Annotated in this window: 18 protein-coding genes and 1 tRNA gene; 6 read left to right on the forward strand and 13 right to left on the reverse strand. The window is 32.7% G+C overall.

Annotation, left to right across the window (positions count from 1 at the left end; genetic code table 11):
- Window positions 1-159: 159 nt before the first annotated feature.
- The 3 genes from ACQQ6V_RS09250 to ACQQ6V_RS09260 all read right to left on the reverse strand — a co-directional run bounded on the left by ACQQ6V_RS09250 (window position 160) and on the right by ACQQ6V_RS09260 (window position 3,685).
- Window positions 160-2,445 (reverse strand): NADP-dependent malic enzyme, encoded by a 2,286-nt coding sequence (locus tag ACQQ6V_RS09250; RefSeq protein ID WP_448845233.1) that lies wholly within the window; start codon window positions 2,443-2,445, stop codon window positions 160-162.
- Window positions 2,446-2,497: 52 nt separating this feature from the next.
- Window positions 2,498-3,370, reverse strand: coding sequence for a BadF/BadG/BcrA/BcrD ATPase family protein (locus tag ACQQ6V_RS09255; RefSeq protein WP_448845234.1), 873 nt, complete (start codon window positions 3,368-3,370; stop codon window positions 2,498-2,500).
- A gap of 66 nt (window positions 3,371-3,436) precedes the next feature.
- A complete protein-coding gene (locus ACQQ6V_RS09260) occupies window positions 3,437-3,685 on the reverse strand; it encodes a hypothetical protein (RefSeq protein ID WP_448845235.1) in 249 nt (82 codons plus the stop codon).
- Window positions 3,686-4,111: 426 nt separating this feature from the next.
- Here ACQQ6V_RS09260 and ACQQ6V_RS09265 point away from each other — a divergent pair, with 426 nt between their 5' ends.
- From ACQQ6V_RS09265 to ACQQ6V_RS09280, 4 genes are read left to right on the forward strand one after another with little or no spacing between them, the layout of a single operon-like run.
- Window positions 4,112-4,570, forward strand: a complete 459-nt coding sequence (locus tag ACQQ6V_RS09265) for a GtrA family protein (protein WP_448845236.1) — start codon at window positions 4,112-4,114, stop codon at window positions 4,568-4,570.
- Window positions 4,571-4,612: 42 nt separating this feature from the next.
- Window positions 4,613-5,341, forward strand: a complete 729-nt coding sequence (locus ACQQ6V_RS09270; protein ID WP_448845237.1) for a lysophospholipid acyltransferase family protein — start codon at window positions 4,613-4,615, stop codon at window positions 5,339-5,341.
- Between the two features lie 60 nt (window positions 5,342-5,401).
- A complete protein-coding gene (locus ACQQ6V_RS09275; RefSeq protein WP_448845238.1) occupies window positions 5,402-7,174 on the forward strand; it encodes an MFS transporter in 1,773 nt (590 codons plus the stop codon).
- On the forward strand, window positions 7,164-8,219 hold the full coding sequence (locus ACQQ6V_RS09280; protein WP_448845239.1) for a DUF3810 domain-containing protein: 1,056 nt from the start codon (window positions 7,164-7,166) through the stop codon (window positions 8,217-8,219). Before ACQQ6V_RS09275 ends, ACQQ6V_RS09280 begins: the two co-directional genes overlap by 11 nt.
- Window positions 8,220-8,494: 275 nt before the next feature.
- Here ACQQ6V_RS09280 and ACQQ6V_RS09285 read toward each other — a convergent pair.
- The 7 genes from ACQQ6V_RS09285 to greA form a co-directional block, all read right to left on the reverse strand.
- Window positions 8,495-8,568, reverse strand: a tRNA-Met gene (locus ACQQ6V_RS09285).
- A gap of 44 nt (window positions 8,569-8,612) precedes the next feature.
- The gene (locus ACQQ6V_RS09290) at window positions 8,613-9,899 is read right to left on the reverse strand and encodes a peroxiredoxin family protein (protein ID WP_448845240.1); all 1,287 of its coding nucleotides are present in this window, start codon (window positions 9,897-9,899) and stop codon (window positions 8,613-8,615) included.
- Window positions 9,900-9,959: 60 nt separating this feature from the next.
- Window positions 9,960-10,202 carry an Fjoh_0651 family PID-CTERM protein gene (locus ACQQ6V_RS09295; RefSeq protein WP_448845241.1) on the reverse strand — a complete coding sequence of 81 codons (243 nt, stop codon included), beginning with the start codon at window positions 10,200-10,202 and terminating at the stop codon, window positions 9,960-9,962.
- Window positions 10,203-10,210: 8 nt separating this feature from the next.
- Window positions 10,211-12,088, reverse strand: coding sequence for a DUF8694 domain-containing protein (locus ACQQ6V_RS09300; RefSeq protein ID WP_448845242.1), 1,878 nt, complete (start codon window positions 12,086-12,088; stop codon window positions 10,211-10,213).
- A 219-nt stretch (window positions 12,089-12,307) separates the two neighbouring features.
- On the reverse strand, window positions 12,308-13,495 hold the full coding sequence (gene clpX, locus ACQQ6V_RS09305) for an ATP-dependent Clp protease ATP-binding subunit ClpX (RefSeq protein WP_448845243.1): 1,188 nt from the start codon (window positions 13,493-13,495) through the stop codon (window positions 12,308-12,310).
- Between the two features lie 45 nt (window positions 13,496-13,540).
- Window positions 13,541-13,930 (reverse strand): HIT family protein, encoded by a 390-nt coding sequence (locus ACQQ6V_RS09310; protein ID WP_448845244.1) that lies wholly within the window; start codon window positions 13,928-13,930, stop codon window positions 13,541-13,543.
- A 62-nt stretch (window positions 13,931-13,992) separates the two neighbouring features.
- Window positions 13,993-14,460 (reverse strand): transcription elongation factor GreA, encoded by a 468-nt coding sequence (greA, locus tag ACQQ6V_RS09315; RefSeq protein WP_448845245.1) that lies wholly within the window; start codon window positions 14,458-14,460, stop codon window positions 13,993-13,995.
- 102 nt (window positions 14,461-14,562) lie between these two features.
- On the opposite strand from greA, the gene ACQQ6V_RS09320 reads away from it, so the two are divergent.
- Together ACQQ6V_RS09320 and dtd are read left to right on the forward strand one after the other, a co-directional pair.
- Window positions 14,563-15,027 carry a hypothetical protein gene (locus tag ACQQ6V_RS09320; RefSeq protein WP_448845246.1) on the forward strand — a complete coding sequence of 155 codons (465 nt, stop codon included), beginning with the start codon at window positions 14,563-14,565 and terminating at the stop codon, window positions 15,025-15,027.
- Between the two features lie 2 nt (window positions 15,028-15,029).
- Window positions 15,030-15,479, forward strand: a complete 450-nt coding sequence (dtd, locus tag ACQQ6V_RS09325) for a D-aminoacyl-tRNA deacylase (RefSeq protein WP_448845247.1) — start codon at window positions 15,030-15,032, stop codon at window positions 15,477-15,479.
- A 21-nt stretch (window positions 15,480-15,500) separates the two neighbouring features.
- On the opposite strand, the gene ACQQ6V_RS09330 is transcribed toward dtd, so the two are convergent.
- The 3 genes from ACQQ6V_RS09330 to folB form a co-directional block, all read right to left on the reverse strand.
- A complete protein-coding gene (locus tag ACQQ6V_RS09330; RefSeq protein ID WP_448845248.1) occupies window positions 15,501-16,232 on the reverse strand; it encodes an SIMPL domain-containing protein in 732 nt (243 codons plus the stop codon).
- Window positions 16,233-16,396: 164 nt separating this feature from the next.
- Entirely contained in the window at window positions 16,397-16,912 is a 516-nt protein-coding gene (locus ACQQ6V_RS09335) for an RDD family protein (RefSeq protein ID WP_448845249.1), read from the reverse strand.
- A 9-nt stretch (window positions 16,913-16,921) separates the two neighbouring features.
- Window positions 16,922-17,287: a dihydroneopterin aldolase gene (gene folB, locus ACQQ6V_RS09340; RefSeq protein ID WP_448845250.1), complete on the reverse strand. Its 366-nt coding sequence runs from the start codon at window positions 17,285-17,287 to the stop codon at window positions 16,922-16,924.
- Window positions 17,288-17,415 lie beyond the last annotated feature (128 nt).

Raw genomic sequence — 17,415 nt, forward strand, 5'->3', positions numbered from 1 at the left:
TTATTAAAGTTGCTAATATATTAATAAGCAACGAATAATTAATTATGAAATCGTTATAATAAGGCTTGAAAGGCTATAAATTTTAATTTTTATAACATAAAAAAAATCGAAACCTAATTAAGGTTTCGATTTTTTTAAAATATTAACGTTGATGTTAATCTACTTTTCTTCTCTCATCTGAGCATCTAGAACTGCTACCGTAGCAAGGTTTACGATTTCGTCTACACTAGATCTCATCTGTAAAACATGTACCGGTTGTTTCATCCCCATAAGGATTGGGCCTATGGTTTGTGCAACCTTCATACCTCTAATGATCTTGTATGATAAATTGGCAGAAGCCAAGTTAGGGAAAACAAATACGTTAGCTGGCGTCGTCTCTAATTTTGAGAAAGGATAATCACTAAGATGATCACTATTCATTGCAAAGTCCGGCTGAATTTCTCCATCCACAATCATTTTAGGATACTTCTCATGTAATATTTTTACAGCCGCCGCTACCTTTTTAGAAGTTTCAGCTCTTGCAGAGAAATTCTCAAATCCAAGCATTGCAATTCTTGGTTCTATGGCAAATGATCTAACCGTCATTTCTGACATTTTTGCAATATTGACTAGATCTTCTACACTTGGCTCTATATTAACGGATGTATCTGCAAAGAAAATTGGTTTTTTCTCTGTTAAAACCATCATCATAGAAGCTACTTTCTCTACTCCAGGTGCTTTGTCAATAACCTCCAAAACAGGCTTAAGTACCGATGCATAGCTCTTTGAGAAACCAACAATTAATGCGTCTGTATCTCCGTGTCTTAGCATTAATGGTCCATAGTAATCACGTTGTCTAATGTAACGCTTAGCTTTGTACTCATTAATACCTTTACGATTTCTGAGTTGCCAGAAGGTTTCTCTATATTTTTTTCTATTTTCTTCTTGATCATCGTCATTAGGATCTACGATTGGCAAATCCAGCTCCATGCCATGTTTTGCCATTTCTTCAAGAATCAATTTTTTATCACCTAACAATGTAGGATAAGCAATCCCTTCTTCTGATAAAATCTGCGCAGCTTTCAAGATGTTGTACTCTTCTGCATTGCCTAAAGTGACTCTTTTTGGGTTAGCTTTAGCACGATTTTGCATCATTCTTATCAGTTTCTCATCACGCCCCATTCTATCAAGAAGTTGATTTTCATAAGCTTCAAAATCTTCGATATTTTTCTGTGCTACACCACTTTCCATCGCTGCTTTTGCTACTGCAATAGAAACTCTTGTAATTAATCTATTATCAAAAGGTTTTGGGATAAAATACTCTCTTCCGAAATTAAGATTCTTAAGATTGTAAGCAAGCTTTACCATTTCTGGAACTGCTTCTTTTGCCAAATCAGCCAATGCACGAACTGCAGCTAACTTCATCGCCTCATTAATACCTGTTGCCTGTACATCTAATGCTCCACGGAAAATATATGGAAAACCTAGTACATTATTAACCTGATTAGGATAATCACTACGGCCTGTTGCCATAATAACATCTTTTCTGGTTTCTACAGCAAGGTTGTAATCTATTTCTGGATCTGGATTAGCTAATGCAAAAACGATAGGATTATCTGCCATACTGCTTAGCATTGCTGCAGACATCACATCACCTTTAGACAAACCGATAAATACATCAGCACCTTTTAGCGCATCTTCTAAAGTATCAATATCTGTATTGATAATAAAATCTAGTTTCTCTGGAGTAAGATTGGTTCTTTTATGATTAATAACCCCCTTGGAGTCACACATCAAGACATTTTCTTTTGTTAGACCTAAGCTGATATATAATTTGGTACAAGCTACTGCTGCAGCTCCAGCTCCATTAACAACAACTTTAACTTCGTCAATTTTTTTACCAGCCAACTCTAAAGCATTAAGCAAAGCTGCTGCAGAAATAATTGCCGTCCCATGCTGATCGTCATGCATTAATGGGATATTAAGCTCTTCCTTAAGTCTTTGTTCTATATAGAAAGCTTCTGGTGCTTTGATATCTTCTAGGTTAATCCCTCCGAATGTTGGTGCAATACCTTTAACAATATCAATAAATTTATCAGGATCTTTCTCGTTAATTTCTATATCAAAAACATTAATATCGGCAAATATTTTAAACAAAAGTCCTTTACCCTCCATTACAGGTTTTGATGCTTCTGGACCGATATCTCCTAATCCTAAAACAGCTGTACCATTAGAAATAACAGCTACCAAATTTCCTTTTGCTGTATAATCATACACCGTACTTGGATTATGATAAATCTCCATACAAGGTACTGCTACACCTGGCGAATACGCCAAAGTAAGATCTCTTTGCGAGGAGTGCGGCTTGGACGGTATAACTTCGATCTTACCTTTCGGCTCTGCTCTGTGATAATCTAAAGCAGCCTTATTGAATGCATTCTGATCTCTTTGATTGTTCTTCGACATTTAATTCAATTTTAATACAGGTAAATTCCTGTGTATTATATATGTGATAATTTTATTTTGCTACGCTTAAAGCAGGTAAAATATACTCTTTATGATAATCTACCAAACTTTCTATTGGTTTTTGGACAACTCTGCCTACTTTAAAATGATATTCGGCAGCAACTGCTCGCAATATATCTTCAAAATAATAGGCAACAGATCCTATAAAGTTAAGTTCGCTTTCTCGACATTCTTTATAAGGAAGCACCTGATATTCTAAAAAGTTCTTTAGTTCTTTATATACAAATTGTTGAAAATAAGGATGAGATTTTCTATCGACAATAAATCTTGTAAAGTCTGCCATATAAGCGTTAACACGTGGATTGTGATACATCTTATCCATTAATATATCAATATTAAGTTGATAGATTTCTTCAAACTCTTTGTGAAGATCTACCGGTAACTTTTTCATGAAAAAATGACGTACCAATTGTTTTCCTAGAGAGCTACCACTACCTTCATCACCAATTAAAAATCCTAAAGAAGGCAACTCTACCTTAACGGTTTCTCCATCAAAATAACAAGCATTAGAACCTGTCCCAAGGATACAAACTATCTCTGGAGTTCCTCTATAGGCTGCAAATGCTGCCGCAGTAAGATCCTCTTTGACAATGACATCAGCATGGGGAAAAACTTTTAAAAATTCTTTTTTCACAAGATCCTTATTTGCCTGTACTCCACAACCAGAACCATAAAAAAACACATTTCTGATGTTATCTTTAACAAACAAAAGGTCTTTGTTTTTTTCTATTTCTGGGGAAATTAATTCTGGAGATGTAATATTGGGATTAAAGCCAATGGTCTCAGTTTTAAAGACTTCTGTGCCGTCATTTTCAAGAATTACCCAATCGCATTTGGTAGATCCACCATCGACAATCGCAATCATATTTTCAAACAAATTTAAGAATGCTAAATTAGGAAATAATTATTGAAACACGCCTAAAACCAATGCTTAATCTGGCTGAGGATTATCTTCTAGCCACTGATCTATCTCATCTTCTAGATAATTAGCCTGCAGTTGTATGGCGCTAATAAAATCGTCTGGCAAAGAAGGGCCTACATTACTCTCTAGCTCCCATAGCTCATCAGACATATGCTCGTACTCGTCATATATTCTTTTAAAACGAGAATTACTCTTCTCCAATGCCTCAATTTTTTTTATTTGTGGCTGGAATTTTCGGTAAGAATTACGGTTTTTCATTGTTATTAGTTATTACATAAAAACATATTATAAATTCAAATAATAATAATTTATAAAAACCAAATTCTTATTTAGACGAAAATGGCTCTGAAAAATTAGCATTAATTTGAATAATAAATGTAAATATTTTTTTGAATTAAAAAATAAAAAATAACATTATTTATAACAATCTGTCTTAATAAGTATTAAAATCTACAAACACCACCACTTACAATCATAATATATTACAAAACAACCACTTATAATTAAAACAATCCATATTGTAAAAAATAGAAACTACCATATAAGCCTTCATATCTTGTCTATTATCATATTTTTTACTTAACAATTACTTAATATATTGTTAAAAATAATTATGGAAAGGCAGAGAAAATAGGACTCTTTTTTTGATCTCTTTTTAACTTTAAAATCATAACTTTGCGCGATATGCTACAGAAATTACTACAACAAAAACAGATTATATTTTTTATAATTGCAGGAGGCCTAAGCGCTATTGTTGAGATAGGAAGTTTTAAACTATTTAGTACTTATCTACCAAGCATTATCACATCAGAATACAGCTTTCATGGCATAAAATATCCTTTAAGCAATATTTTCTCCACCACTTGTGGGATTGTCTTTAATTATTTCCTGAGTATTTGGTTTGTTTTCGAAAGAGGAAAACATTCTAAAAAGAAAGAATTTATGTACTTTATGATTGTGTCTTTTTTCTCTACTATCGTAAGTCTTATTTTATTTCAATTATTTTATCATTATGTTTTCTTGAGTCACATAAAGATTGGGTTATTTACTTTTTCTTCAGAAGTCATAAGCAAAATCGCCGCAATTGTTGTGGTTTCTATTTTAAATTATACGATAAAGAAAAAAATTATTTTTAATGGATAAAACCTTATTTTTGGCATTCAATTTTTAATAAAATTTGTCATAATGAGGGTTTTACTCGTCTATCTTTGGCGATTGTGGATGGTAATCTTAGGTCTTGTGCTTACTATTACAATCGGAGCAATAGTCTATGCTCTTTCTTTCCGAAAAAGCCATTATAAGTATTGCTATCAATTTATAAGAATTTGGGCAAAAGGTCTTTTCTACGGAATGGGATTTAGCTTTAATCTAAAATCTCTAACTGATCAAAAAATCCTTAGTGACCAACAATATGTCATCATCGCTAATCATACTTCGATAATGGACATTATGCTAATCTGCATACTCTTTCCTAATCACCCATTGTGTTTTGTTGGTAAAAAAGAGTTGGTAAAGATTCCAATTTTCGGTACCATTTATAAAAGAGTCTGCGTCATGGTTGACAGAAATAGTGCTAGAAGCCGCGCGGATGTTTATCGTCGTTGTGCAGAAAAAATGGAAGAAGGCAACAGCATTGTGATCTTTCCGGAGGGCGGCGTACCAGACGACACTTCTGTTATATTAGACCAATTTAAAGACGGTGCTTTTATCCTATCTACAAAGCATCAATTTCCTATTGTTATATTTACTTTTATTGGACTAAAAGAGATGTTTCCTTTTGATAATAAAAAAGGCTATCCAGGAAAAGTAAAGGTTGTTTTCAATACTATTCTAGACCAAAACTTAACAATCTCTGAGCAGAAATCCATCGCCTTTGATGAAATAAAACAAACCTTGGAGAAAAATTTAACGTAAAAGAATTGCACTGTTGGTGTAAATTTTTAATTACTTTTGCTTTAAATATAAACTTTATAAATGCCAACAAAACAACAACCGACTAATTATCCAGCGCTATACACACTGGTTTTAGTGTTTTTCTTCTGGGGATTTATCGCTGCCGGAAATAGTATATTTATACCTTTTTGTAAAAATTATTTCTCATTAGATCAATTTCAATCCCAATTAATTGACTTTGCCTTTTACACCGCCTACTTTATTGGTGCATTATTGCTATTTATATTTAGTACCATAAAAGGTGTAGACATCATTGGAAAATGGGGCTACAAGAAAAGTATCGTTTACGGTCTTTTATTATCAGCAGTTGGTGCCGGATTAATGATTATTGCTGTAAAAAGCAATCAGTATTATGGTATGCTCGCTGGATTATTTGTAGTTGCATTAGGATTCTCTATCCAGCAAACTGCCGCCAATCCTTTTGCCGTATCATTAGGTGACCCAAAAACTGGTGCTAGCCGTCAAAATCTAGCTGGCGGTATTAATTCTTTAGGAACCTCTATCGGCCCAATTATAGTAGGTTTTGCACTATTTGGCACAACAGCTTCTGTAAGTGACGAACAAATAAAACATTTGGCTTTAGACAAGGTCATACTACTTTATATAGCGGTTGGCATTCTATTTTTAATCGCTGCAGCTATTTTTCATTTTTCTAAAAAATTACCTGCAGGTACCAATTTAGAACCAATGGAAAAAGCAGTAAAAGCAAGGAATGTTTTGATTATAATGTCAATCTTAATTATTGTTTTATTTGCGCCAGTATTCAAGAGCTACAATTCACCAGAAGCTAAGAAAATTGAAGTTTTAAAATCAGAAATAGAATTACTTAAAGAAAAAATTAAAACAGAAAAAGATCCTGCTATTATTGCGAGTTACAACTCTTCTAATGAAACAAAAACGAATCAAATAGAAGAGATAAGACATCCATTAGAAAAAACTAGAATGATATATCTAACTGCTGTATTAGTTGTTGTTTTATCATCTCTATTATATGCTAACCAAAGAGCAAAAAAGAAATCTGAAGGTTGGGGCGCTATGAGATATCCACAGTTAGTACTCGGTATGATTGGGATATTAGCCTACGTAGGAGTAGAAGTAGCAATCGGAAGTAATCTTGGAGAATTATTGAATTTACCAGAATTCGGAGGACATCAATCCTCTGATCTTGCACCATATATTTCTATGTACTGGGGAAGTCTTATGATTGGTAGATGGACAGGAGCAATTAGTGTTTTTAATCTAAGTAAAAGAAACCATCTTATTGCCATAATTGTTGTTCCGTTTATTGCATTTCTTGTAATTATAGGACTTAATAGTATTGCTCAGAAAGACATGTCTCATCTATACTATTATGCAATATGTATTGCACTGCAAGTAATCGTTTTCTTAATTAGTGGTGACAAACCTGCCAGAACATTAATTTATTTTGGAATCTTCGGAGTGTTAGCAATGATTATAGGATTAGTAACAACAGGAAATATTGCAATCTATGCTTTTCTTTCTGGAGGGCTAGCATGTAGCATTATGTGGCCATGCATCTTCACATTAGCCATTACAGGCCTAGGCAAGTATACCGCACAAGGTTCTGCATTCTTAGTCATGATGATTCTTGGTGGCGGTATTATCCCACCATTACAAGGGAAATTAGCTGACATCATTGGGATCCACTACTCTTATATCATCCCAGCAATTTGCTTTGCTTACATTGCGCTTTTTGCCTACATTGCTAAGCAATCGCTTAAGAAACAAAATATAGACGTAGATTATCTAGAAACTGTAGAAGGTGGACACTAAAAAAAACATATTAAACATTAATAAATTTTGGGTAAGCCTATTGCTTGCCCAATTTTTTTTATTTTACATTATATCAAAAATTGATAGTATAGTTAGCTTTAATGCTCGCTTTTTTGATTATCAAAAAAATGGACATCAATTATTATTTTCTACTTTCCCATTTTCTGTGGGAGATATTTTTTATGGAATACTAATAATTTATTTAGGCTTTGAAGTTTATCTATGTTTTAAAAAAGGATTAAATAAAAGCTTGAAAAGAATTTTAATCTTAAGTAATGGTCTTTACTTTTTATATCAAATTTTCTGGGGATTATTATATTTTCAAGAACCTATCAGAAATCAATTTCCTAATAATAAAATTGAAAATAAGGAAGTAGAAAAATTAGCTTTCAAGTTTTTAGATCGTTGTAAAATATTAAGACAACAAGTTAACGAAGACCAAAATGGCGTTTTTCAATTAAACGAGATTACAACACTTACCGACAATCTATTGTCCGCTCAACAGAAGTTACCAAAACAATTCTCTTCAAAAACAACAAGCCTTATAAAAAGCGTAAAACCAAGCTTACTCAATCAATTATTAAGCTACACCGGAATTTCTGGTTATTATAATCCTTTTACTGCAGAAGCTCAATATAATCCCAATCTACCAGACACTAACTTAGGCTTTACGATCTCTCATGAAATGGCGCATCAACTTGGCTACGCAAGAGAACAAGAAGCCAGCTTTATAGGTTATTTATCCTGTCAACAGTCTGGCAACATTGGTTTACAATATAGCAGTAGCCTTTATGCACTAAAGAGTCTTATTTCTGCATTACAATCAACTAATCCTAACTTGTCAAAATATATATTATTACAATATTCTGATGGAATGAAACGAGATAGATTGCACGAAAAGCAGTTTTCTAATCGTTATTATGGTAAATGGAGTGATTTTTTTTCTTGGACTAACGATTTATTCTTAAAAACTAACCGCCAAGATGGCAGCATCAGTTACAGTTATTTTACAGAATTATTAATAAAACACGAACAAGAGTTATAGATATAAAAAAGAATCGTACCAAAAGATACGATTCTAAAAACACAAATGATGAAAAAAAATTTATGCTTTGTTAAGCATTGCTGCCCTTTCAAAGCGATGTAAAAGTACGATTTATTTTTTAATAAACAATCTTTTTATGGGAAATTTTCAACAATTACTTTTATATACATTAACGTGTTGATATTCTAACTAATAAACTCAGCAAAAGCACCTCAATCGATATTAACAGATATAAAAAAAAGAAAACCCAATAGAAAATCTATTGGGTTTTTTTGTAGCGAAGACGGGAATTGAACCCGTGACCTCAGGGTTATGAATCCTGCGCTCTAACCAACTGAGCTACCTCGCCTTTTTGGTGGTGCAAATATATAAAATATTTACAACCCTCCAAAATTATTTTACATTAAAATACGTTAAAACATCCTGAACATGGTCTGGTTTATTGATTATCTTATTGTTAGCATCTAAAATAAAAAATGTAGGCGTAGCGTGTACATTATAAGTATCCGTATAAGAACTACTCCACCCCTTTCCTTCTGATGCGCTAATCCAAGGATACTTGCTCGCCATATCTTTAAAAGAGTTAATATCTTGATCTACTGACAAAGCAATTACTTCAATATTTTTTGATTTGAGTGTAGAATATTTCTCTAAAATCTTTGGTAACTCTGTTACACAATGAGAACATGTAGAAGACCAGAATATCACTACCTTATGGTTAGCTTTTACATCATAGATAGACTTTGCTTTCGTATTGATAGAATTCTGGAATACATTATTAGGAAATACAGCTCCTAGCGCAACATTATCATTAGTCTTAATAGTGCCAGCTAATCGATCATTAATTGTACATTTTAGTCCTTTAGCTTTAGCAAGATATTTTTCCTTAAGATCTTTCATATCGTAGGTATCAAAAATCTCTATTAGTTCTGATAAAATAGTCTGACCTCTTGGCGACTCCAGATCTACAGCATCTAATAACTTATCAATATCAATACTAGGATTTTCTCGATTAGAAGTATTTAAAAATGAAATCAAAATTGGCTTCATCAAAGAGGAAGTCTCTAATTTATTATCAGTTTTAACAAACAAATTAATAAAATCATCATTAGATACGCTCTTTATATTAGGATTAGATACATACTTGCCCATCATATCCAAATAGAACTTTACAGTCGGATAATCATTGTTTTGAATCTTATCCGAAGAAGAAGATAAAAGCGTAATCTCTTTGTTTAATGCTGTGTAAAACTCGTCATTACTTTTATAATATTCTTTAATCTGGAGCAAAGCAGGATAAATAGATGTCCTCTTTCTTTGTACAGCCTGCTCAGACTCTAAGAGCTTATTAGCCTCATCTCTATAGCTAATTTCCCTCAAAGAATTATTGTCGGATTTACCTGCTATAATCTCAATATTCTTGTTTTCTGAGATAATATTGATAGAATTATTTCCTGGATACAAGGCAACTCTCAACATGCCTTTGTAGCTTTTAGGGACTTTAAATTCTACATTAGACTTGATACTTCCCTTGGCTGCCAAAACATCTTTAGACCCATCATAAGAGTAAAGATATGCTTCTGTTGCTTTATAATTTGTTGGTAGTTCTACTGAGACCGTAAATTGTGACTTCACAATCCCAAAACTTACAATTGCAAGACTTAATATTATTTTTTTCATAATACAAATATAAAAAAACTCACTTATTAATAAGTGAGTTTATACGTATTGATTAGCTAATTATGCTATTCTTTTACTATTCTTTTTTGCTAGATAAAAAATCGATATTATCGCTATTATACCCAACCAAACAAGATACATATCTATAGGATTATCCGGTGCTGAACCAGTACCAGTAGTACCACCTCCAGTTCCTGTTCCATTATTTATAGGCCCATTAGGCACAGGAGGGTCACCCGCTAGTAATAAATTACTAACTGCGAAGAAAAATACTGTAAAAATTTTTAAAAATGTTTTCATCATAATTTGTTTTATCTGATAATTTTTGTGTTAACAACATCTCCTCTATCTGAAGTGGCTATCACAACATATACTCCTTTTGTTTTCTGAACATTTAAAACATATTCACTTTTAGCTGAAACGTTATTTTTAGAAATGACTAGTTTACCACTAGCATCATAAACTTTAATATCAGCTTGTTTCCAATCAGGATCAAAGAAAACTAAGAAATCATCAATATTAGAGTTATAAACGACTTTAGTTCTTGATGGTTTCAAATCATTATTAGTAGTTAAGGATACTTCTGGTTTATCATAAAACAATCCATATGATTTTGAGTTAACAGGAACTGTCTGCCCATTTTTAATAACCTTAATGTCATTTTGACCAACTTTATAGTAAAACTCTTTACCTGTTGACAATACTTGCTCTCCTTCTTCTATTAACTCCGCATTTTCACGAATCTCAAACTTAAGAGACTTAATATCATCATTATAAAGCATCATTGGTATAGACTTTCCTTTAAAATCAACCTCATTAGCCTCATTAATATAAAGCCAATATGCACCCGTTAAATTATTATCATAACCTCCATTAATTGCATCCTCTTCAAATGTACCTATAACATCAGTTGAAGCATTTATAACTTGTGTCGTATTAAGACCTTCTGTAGGTTTTCCTGTTGTAGCATCAGGATAAACAACATAATAACATCTACCCATTTCGTTACCATCAGCATCAAGAGCAATAACTCCTAATTGCTTTACGGTAGCACTAGCACTAGCAACCTTTGCAGAAGTAGGCCCTGAATAAGTATCGCCTCCTCTTGGCTCATACTTAAATCTTCTTAGTGTATTAAAATTAAGTGTAGCCTGTTGTGTCGTACTTGTATTATCAGTAAGCTTAACAACAAAAGTTTGCATTGGTTTTATAATAACTCCTACATCTCCTGTAGGAAGACCACTAGCAAAAGTAATAAACTTTGCATTAGTAGAATAAGTACTACCTTTAGATCCTGATGCCACAGTTCCTGGATCTATCCTAATACCTTTTATTTTTGCTAAATTATTACCATCTCCACCAGTACCTTCATCTTTTCCTATATACTTAAGATCAAGGTTAGTTAAAAATGGATTTCCGAACTGGTAAATATTTTTACCATACGTACCTTTCCAAGCACCATTAGGAAAATCCCATGCATCTTGCAAGTAAGTGTTATACCTCTCTTGGTAGTAATTTCTTTCTTCGCCACTATTACCAAAATAAATATTTTTTCCTGCGTCTGCTAAGATCAAAGCTTTATTGTTATCATCAAAAGGCACACCTCTTAAAACGTAAGCTTTAGAAGTATAAGCAGGCACTTGTGGGTTATTCACCTTATTGGGGTTAGTCTCAACTGTATTATTATTAGAATAATCTAAATTGCTATTTCCCGATAATAAAGACCCCAACATGTAATAACCTGTAGCTTTGTCATATGATGTTAAAGTTTCTACTTTAGCTGGTTCAGATCTCACAACACTATTATTATAGATTAATACCTCATTTCTAGAACGACGTACATCTGTAAAAGTCTTATGAAACTCGCTAGAAAGAGACTTTATAGCTTTATTATTAAATGGGATTGCAAGCTGTTGGTAACTACCGTGGCTTCTATCTCTATATTCTTTATCTACAATACCTGTGATATTAGACTGAGACAATCCTATAATAGCAAGTTGCCCATATTTAGAATTATCCGCCTCTGTTATTCTTAGTATAATATTACCTCCATCAGTATTTTTAGTAATACCGTCTGCTTTCAATGTTTCTAAGACACTATTACTATTTCCTGTTCCATTAACAATAACATTACCATAGATGTCTAAGACTCCACTTCCTTTTGTCTTAAGGCTACCTCCGTTATACAACTAGGTTTCAGATTTGACCGTTACTAAGGCTTTGTCTCCAATGCTAACTGTAAGCTGCGCAGTGGCTGATATAGACATGCCTAAAATACCAATCGTTAATAAATTTTTCTTCATAGCATTTTATGTTTTGTGTATTTTAATTTAAAGTCATTAAAGTGCAAAATTAGCTTTTTTTTTTAAAACAAAAAAATCGTAATAACATTAAAAATTATTAAATGATTATAAAACTTTACTTACCACATCGTCAAACTCCACCTTAAGCTGCGTGTAGGCGTCTATATCATACATATAGTCTTCTAACACCTTTTCTGTGGTTCCGCGTAATCCTCTAGCTCCTAACCCTTTATTAATAGTCTCTTCTACAATTTTCTCTATTGCCTCATTACTAAATTCTAACTTAACTTCATCCATCTTAAACAATTCTACAAATTGGTTAATAATAGAATTCTTAGGTTCTTTCATAATTCTCACCAAAGTTTCCTTAGTGAGTTTATCTAAATAAGTAATAATAGGAAATCTACCTAAAAGCTCCGGAATTAACCCAAAACTTTTAAGATCTATCGCATTTATTTTGCTTAAAATATAATCTTCTTCCTCTACATTATTTAACTTCTCAGCACTAAAACCAATAGCTTGCTTATTGAGTCTTCTTTCAATAATTTCTTTAATCCCATCAAAAGCACCGCCAGCAATAAATAGAATATTCTGAGTATTAACCTGAATATATTTCTGATCTGGATGCTTTCTACCTCCTTGTGGCGGAACATTAACAATACTTCCTTCCAGTAATTTCAACAAACCTTGTTGCACTCCTTCTCCAGAAACATCTCTTGTTATGCTAGGATTATCAGATTTTCTTGCAATCTTATCAATCTCGTCGATAAAAACAATTCCTCGTTCGGCTTTTTCTACATCATAATCCGCTACCATCAACAATCTAGATAAGATACTTTCTACATCCTCTCCTACATAACCTGCTTCTGTAAGAATTGTCGCATCTACAATACAAAACGGAACATTAAGCTGCTTGGCAATAGTTTTAGCCAATAAAGTCTTACCAGTACCTGTCTCGCCAACCATTAAGATATTAGATTTTTCAATCTCTACTTCACGATTTTCATCTTGCTTATGCAGAAGTCTCTTGTAGTGATTGTATACCGCAATAGACAATTGCTTCTTAGCTTGATCCTGACCTATAATATACTCATCCAAAAAAGCCTTAATCTCTTTTGGTTTTTTTAAATCTTCTAATTGAGAAGCAGGCTCTCCTGACTTTTGCGGACTATCTTTAACAATAGCATGTGCCTGCTCTATACAGTTCTCACAGATAAATCCGTTTTGCCCTGATATTAATATTTGAACTTCGCTTTTCTTTCTTCCACAGAAGGAACATTGATTGGGGTTCATATAAATCTTGTCGTTATTTATAAAAAAAAGAAGTGTAAACTTCTTTTATGAATTGATAATTTGTTGTTGGATGATCTTATATTCTTCTGGCGTAAAGGCGAGTCGTTCATTTTTAAAATTAAGATCTTCCACTTTATTAATAGGAACGAGATGGATGTGTGCATGTGGCACTTCTAAGCCAACTACCGCAACACCTACTCTTTTACACGGAATCGCTTTTTCAATTTTCTTAGCAATATTCTGTGCAAACGCCCATAATTCTTTAAAACTCTCAGAATCTAAATCAAATATTAGATCTACTTCCTGTTTTGGAATAACCAAAGTATGTCCTTTCACTAAAGGTAAAGCATCCAAAAAAGCTATAAAATTATCATTTTCTGCAATTTTATAACTTGGGATTTCTCCTTTTATAATTTTTGTAAAAACACTACTCATTTTTGATTTTAACTTAAATTAACTAATGCAAAAATTACACCAATAGAATTAATAATGCAAATTTATAAAGAAATTTCTAAAACTTCAAAAGAAAGCTTATTACCATTAGGCAATGTAATATCTGCCATATCTCCCACTACTTTACCTAGTAACCCTTTTGCTATAGGCGTATTCACTGATATTTTACCAGCCTTAAGATCGCTTTCGTTATCAGGCACTAATGTGAATTTTTGCTCTGCATTAGTCCCGTTATTTTTTAATCTAACTGTAGTAAGTATAGAAACCTTAGAAGTATCTAACTGGCTCTCGTCTATGATTTTGGAAGTCGATACAATATCTTTTAATTTGGAAATACGCATTTCTAAAAGACCTTGAGCCTCTTTAGCAGCATCATACTCAGCATTTTCTGATAAATCTCCTTTATCACGTGCTTCAGCAATCTGTTGTGTTACTTTTGGTCTTTCAATAGTCTCCAGCTGTTCTAACTCAGACTTCATTTTATCCAAACCTTCTTTAGTTACGTAATTCATGTCAATAATTTTTAACGTTGGTATAAAAAAATTATCCGACCTTTGCCGGATATTATTTTTGTTTGTTGATTCGTTCTACAAATATATAAATTTTATTTTGATATGAAAAGAACTTCAAGATTTATCACCGCTTTTATTTTTCTGATTTTCAGTCAATTAATATTTAACAACTGTAGTGAGAGAGCAGATACTGTAAGTTGCTTCCCAAGAGTTCAGATTAATGTACTGGTTAACATTAGCTTGCCTCTCTATCAGAAATTACAATATGATGGCGGCTGGGTTTATGTTAACGAGGTTGGCTCAGGCACAAGAGGATTAATCATTGTGAGAACGTCTTCTGGTTTTAAAGTTTATGATCGTAACGCACCTCATATTTGCCCAGATAACAACACAACTTTGGAAGTAAAAAGCGAGACCAAAATCTACTGTCCTAAAGATGGCGCAGAATGGATGCTACTTACAGGACAACCCTTAAAAGTTGATGGCAAAGAAAAAACCTCTGTCCCTCCTAAAACTTATCCTTATTCTTTCGACCCTGCTGCAGGGACCATCTCTATATATTATTAATTATGAAAGTAGTTATACAACGTGTATCAGAATCTTGTGTAAAAGTAGACAACATTATTGTTGGTCAAATCCAAAAAGGATACATGCTTCTGATTGGTATTGACGAAACGGACGAAACGGAAGATGCTAACTGGCTTGTAAAAAAAATACTTGACCTTAGAATTTTCGGTGATGAGAATGATAAACTCAATCTTTCTATCAAAGATATTAACGGAGAAATACTTTGCATTAGCCAATTCACTTTAATTGCCGATTACAAAAAGGGAAATCGACCATCTTTTATCAAAGCTGCAAAACCCGACAAAGCCATTCCGTTATTCGATTATTTTAAAGATGAACTAAAAAAATCAGGACTAAAAATTGAAAGTGGAATCTTTGGCGCAGATATGAAAGTTTCGCTCATTAACGACGGCCCTGTTACAATCGTAATGGACAGCAAAACTAAAGCTTAAAGTGGTTAAAACGCTAAACCATTAATCAACTTGATAATCTAACTTAATGGTAATACTCGCTTCTTTCTCTTTAGAAGACGTATTGAAAGCACCACCCCAAGAGTAATCTTCACCAGAATTAGGCGCCGTAATCTGAATCACACCCATGCTTGCCTTCTTAAGGTTCCCTAAGCTGCTCCCTGCATTATCTGCAATTTTCTGAGCACGCTCCTTAGCATCTTTTGTCGCATCTGCAATCATCTGTTGCTTAACCTCAGCTAGTTTTGTGTAAAAATATTGTGGCGTAGAAGATGTAAACTCAATACCACGATTGATAATCTCGGTAATATTTCTAGAAATGTTTTCAACTTTTGCAACTTCTTTGGATTCTATGCTTACAGTTTGTGTTAAGTTATAACCAGAAAACTCACCTTGCACATAATTACCATTAGAATCGGTATAGCTTCTAAAATTCTTCTGAATATCTACGGCAGAAAAAACCATTTCATTATCTTTAATTCCTTTTGATTTTAGATAGCCTGAAATGACATTTCTATCATTAGCCAATTGATCATAAGCAGATTTAAGATCTGTATTATTTTTAGAAAAACTTCCCGACCAAGTAATTAGATCTGAGGTAAATTTCTTAGCGCCTAATCCAGTCACCGAAATCGTATTGTTAGTTTTATTTCTATTTTTTATAGCATTTCCTAAAAAAGCAGCCGCAATAATAAGCCCTAATGCTGCAATCCCAACGGTAATATATTGTTTCATCTTAAGTTTTTGTATTTTGATTATTTAATTCCCATCAAAAGGTATTCCAAAAGGATGAAGACTTTGTTAACATTTTAAAGCATAAATCATAAAAAAGTCGCAAATAAATTGGCGACTTTAAAGTATAATAAGTGAATAGAACTTTGCTTCTATTTTTTTAATCTCTAGAAATTAGCTTCTTCTTTATTTCCTAATTGGTCTAATTCTGTTTCTCGTCTTAGAGCTTCTTCATATTTTTTCCAATTGACAACGCGTGTATCACTCCACTTATCATGCCAGCCAATACGTCCAATAAAAGAAAAAACATCAAACGGAATAACCCTAGAGAAATTCCTTTTTAACAAATCATCATTAGTCGGTATTCTACCATCAACCATAATAACTTTGGTGCCAGTAATAAATTTGCCAAGACTTCTTCCTTTTGTAATTTTCTCCACAAAAAACATAATCAAAGCAAACATCACCGCAGTGATAAGCCTGTCTAAAAGAGGATTAATCTCTCCGAAAGATTCTGCATTAGCTATATAATCTCCTCCTTTAACTATGGAATAAATAAATACGCTAAAACTATAAAACAAAATAACCATAATATAAGTTAATGTAAAGTCTATAATAAAATTGAAAAATCTTAATATTTTTTCTGCTTGATGAACGTCAACAAGTTGGTGATTTTTTTTCATTTACAAGTTTTAGTTATTTAGTACTTTTTCTATTTCTATGCTTACGCCATACATTTCGCCCTGCATTGGTGGACGAGTTTTGGTAAGTTTTATTTTGATGTTTGTCAATTGTGGAAATTGTTCTTCTAGCCTAATAATTATTCTACCAATAACATGCTCCAACAACTGCGACGGAATTGCCATTTCTTCATGAATAATTGCATTAACCTCAGCATAATTAATCGTGTCTGTCAAATCATCTGACTCAGTTGCTTTCTCTAGATCAGCATGTAATTCTACATTGACGATATAATAAGTTCCGATTTTTGTTTCTTCGGGAAGGACGCCATGGTAAGCGTATATTTTTACGTTTTCTAAAATTATTTTGGATGTCATTATTTTGGATTTTTAATTTTGATTTTTCTATTTCTAAAACTAAAAAAGTTTTGTCAATATTAAGACAAAACTTTTCTAATTATTTTTTATTTTCTTGAGTAACCTCCATCTGCAATAGGGATAGAAGC

The sequence above is a fragment of the Chryseobacterium electrogenes genome (assembly GCF_053553015.1).

Coding starts and splice junctions, on each gene's coding strand:
- ACQQ6V_RS09255 (WP_448845234.1), bottom strand. CDS start 3,370: ATGATTGCGATTGTCGATGGTGGATCTACCAAATGCGATTGGGTAATT.
- ACQQ6V_RS09265 (WP_448845236.1), top strand. CDS start 4,112: ATGCTACAGAAATTACTACAACAAAAACAGATTATATTTTTTATAATT.
- dtd (WP_448845247.1), top strand. CDS start 15,030: ATGAAAGTAGTTATACAACGTGTATCAGAATCTTGTGTAAAAGTAGAC.
- ACQQ6V_RS09310 (WP_448845244.1), bottom strand. CDS start 13,930: ATGAGTAGTGTTTTTACAAAAATTATAAAAGGAGAAATCCCAAGTTAT.
- ACQQ6V_RS09330 (WP_448845248.1), bottom strand. CDS start 16,232: ATGAAACAATATATTACCGTTGGGATTGCAGCATTAGGGCTTATTATT.
- greA (WP_448845245.1), bottom strand. CDS start 14,460: ATGAATTACGTAACTAAAGAAGGTTTGGATAAAATGAAGTCTGAGTTA.
- ACQQ6V_RS09270 (WP_448845237.1), top strand. CDS start 4,613: ATGAGGGTTTTACTCGTCTATCTTTGGCGATTGTGGATGGTAATCTTA.
- ACQQ6V_RS09320 (WP_448845246.1), top strand. CDS start 14,563: ATGAAAAGAACTTCAAGATTTATCACCGCTTTTATTTTTCTGATTTTC.
- ACQQ6V_RS09335 (WP_448845249.1), bottom strand. CDS start 16,912: ATGAAAAAAAATCACCAACTTGTTGACGTTCATCAAGCAGAAAAAATA.
- clpX (WP_448845243.1), bottom strand. CDS start 13,495: ATGAACCCCAATCAATGTTCCTTCTGTGGAAGAAAGAAAAGCGAAGTT.
- ACQQ6V_RS09260 (WP_448845235.1), bottom strand. CDS start 3,685: ATGAAAAACCGTAATTCTTACCGAAAATTCCAGCCACAAATAAAAAAA.
- ACQQ6V_RS09295 (WP_448845241.1), bottom strand. CDS start 10,202: ATGATGAAAACATTTTTAAAAATTTTTACAGTATTTTTCTTCGCAGTT.
- ACQQ6V_RS09290 (WP_448845240.1), bottom strand. CDS start 9,899: ATGAAAAAAATAATATTAAGTCTTGCAATTGTAAGTTTTGGGATTGTG.
- folB (WP_448845250.1), bottom strand. CDS start 17,287: ATGACATCCAAAATAATTTTAGAAAACGTAAAAATATACGCTTACCAT.
- ACQQ6V_RS09250 (WP_448845233.1), bottom strand. CDS start 2,445: ATGTCGAAGAACAATCAAAGAGATCAGAATGCATTCAATAAGGCTGCT.
- ACQQ6V_RS09275 (WP_448845238.1), top strand. CDS start 5,402: ATGCCAACAAAACAACAACCGACTAATTATCCAGCGCTATACACACTG.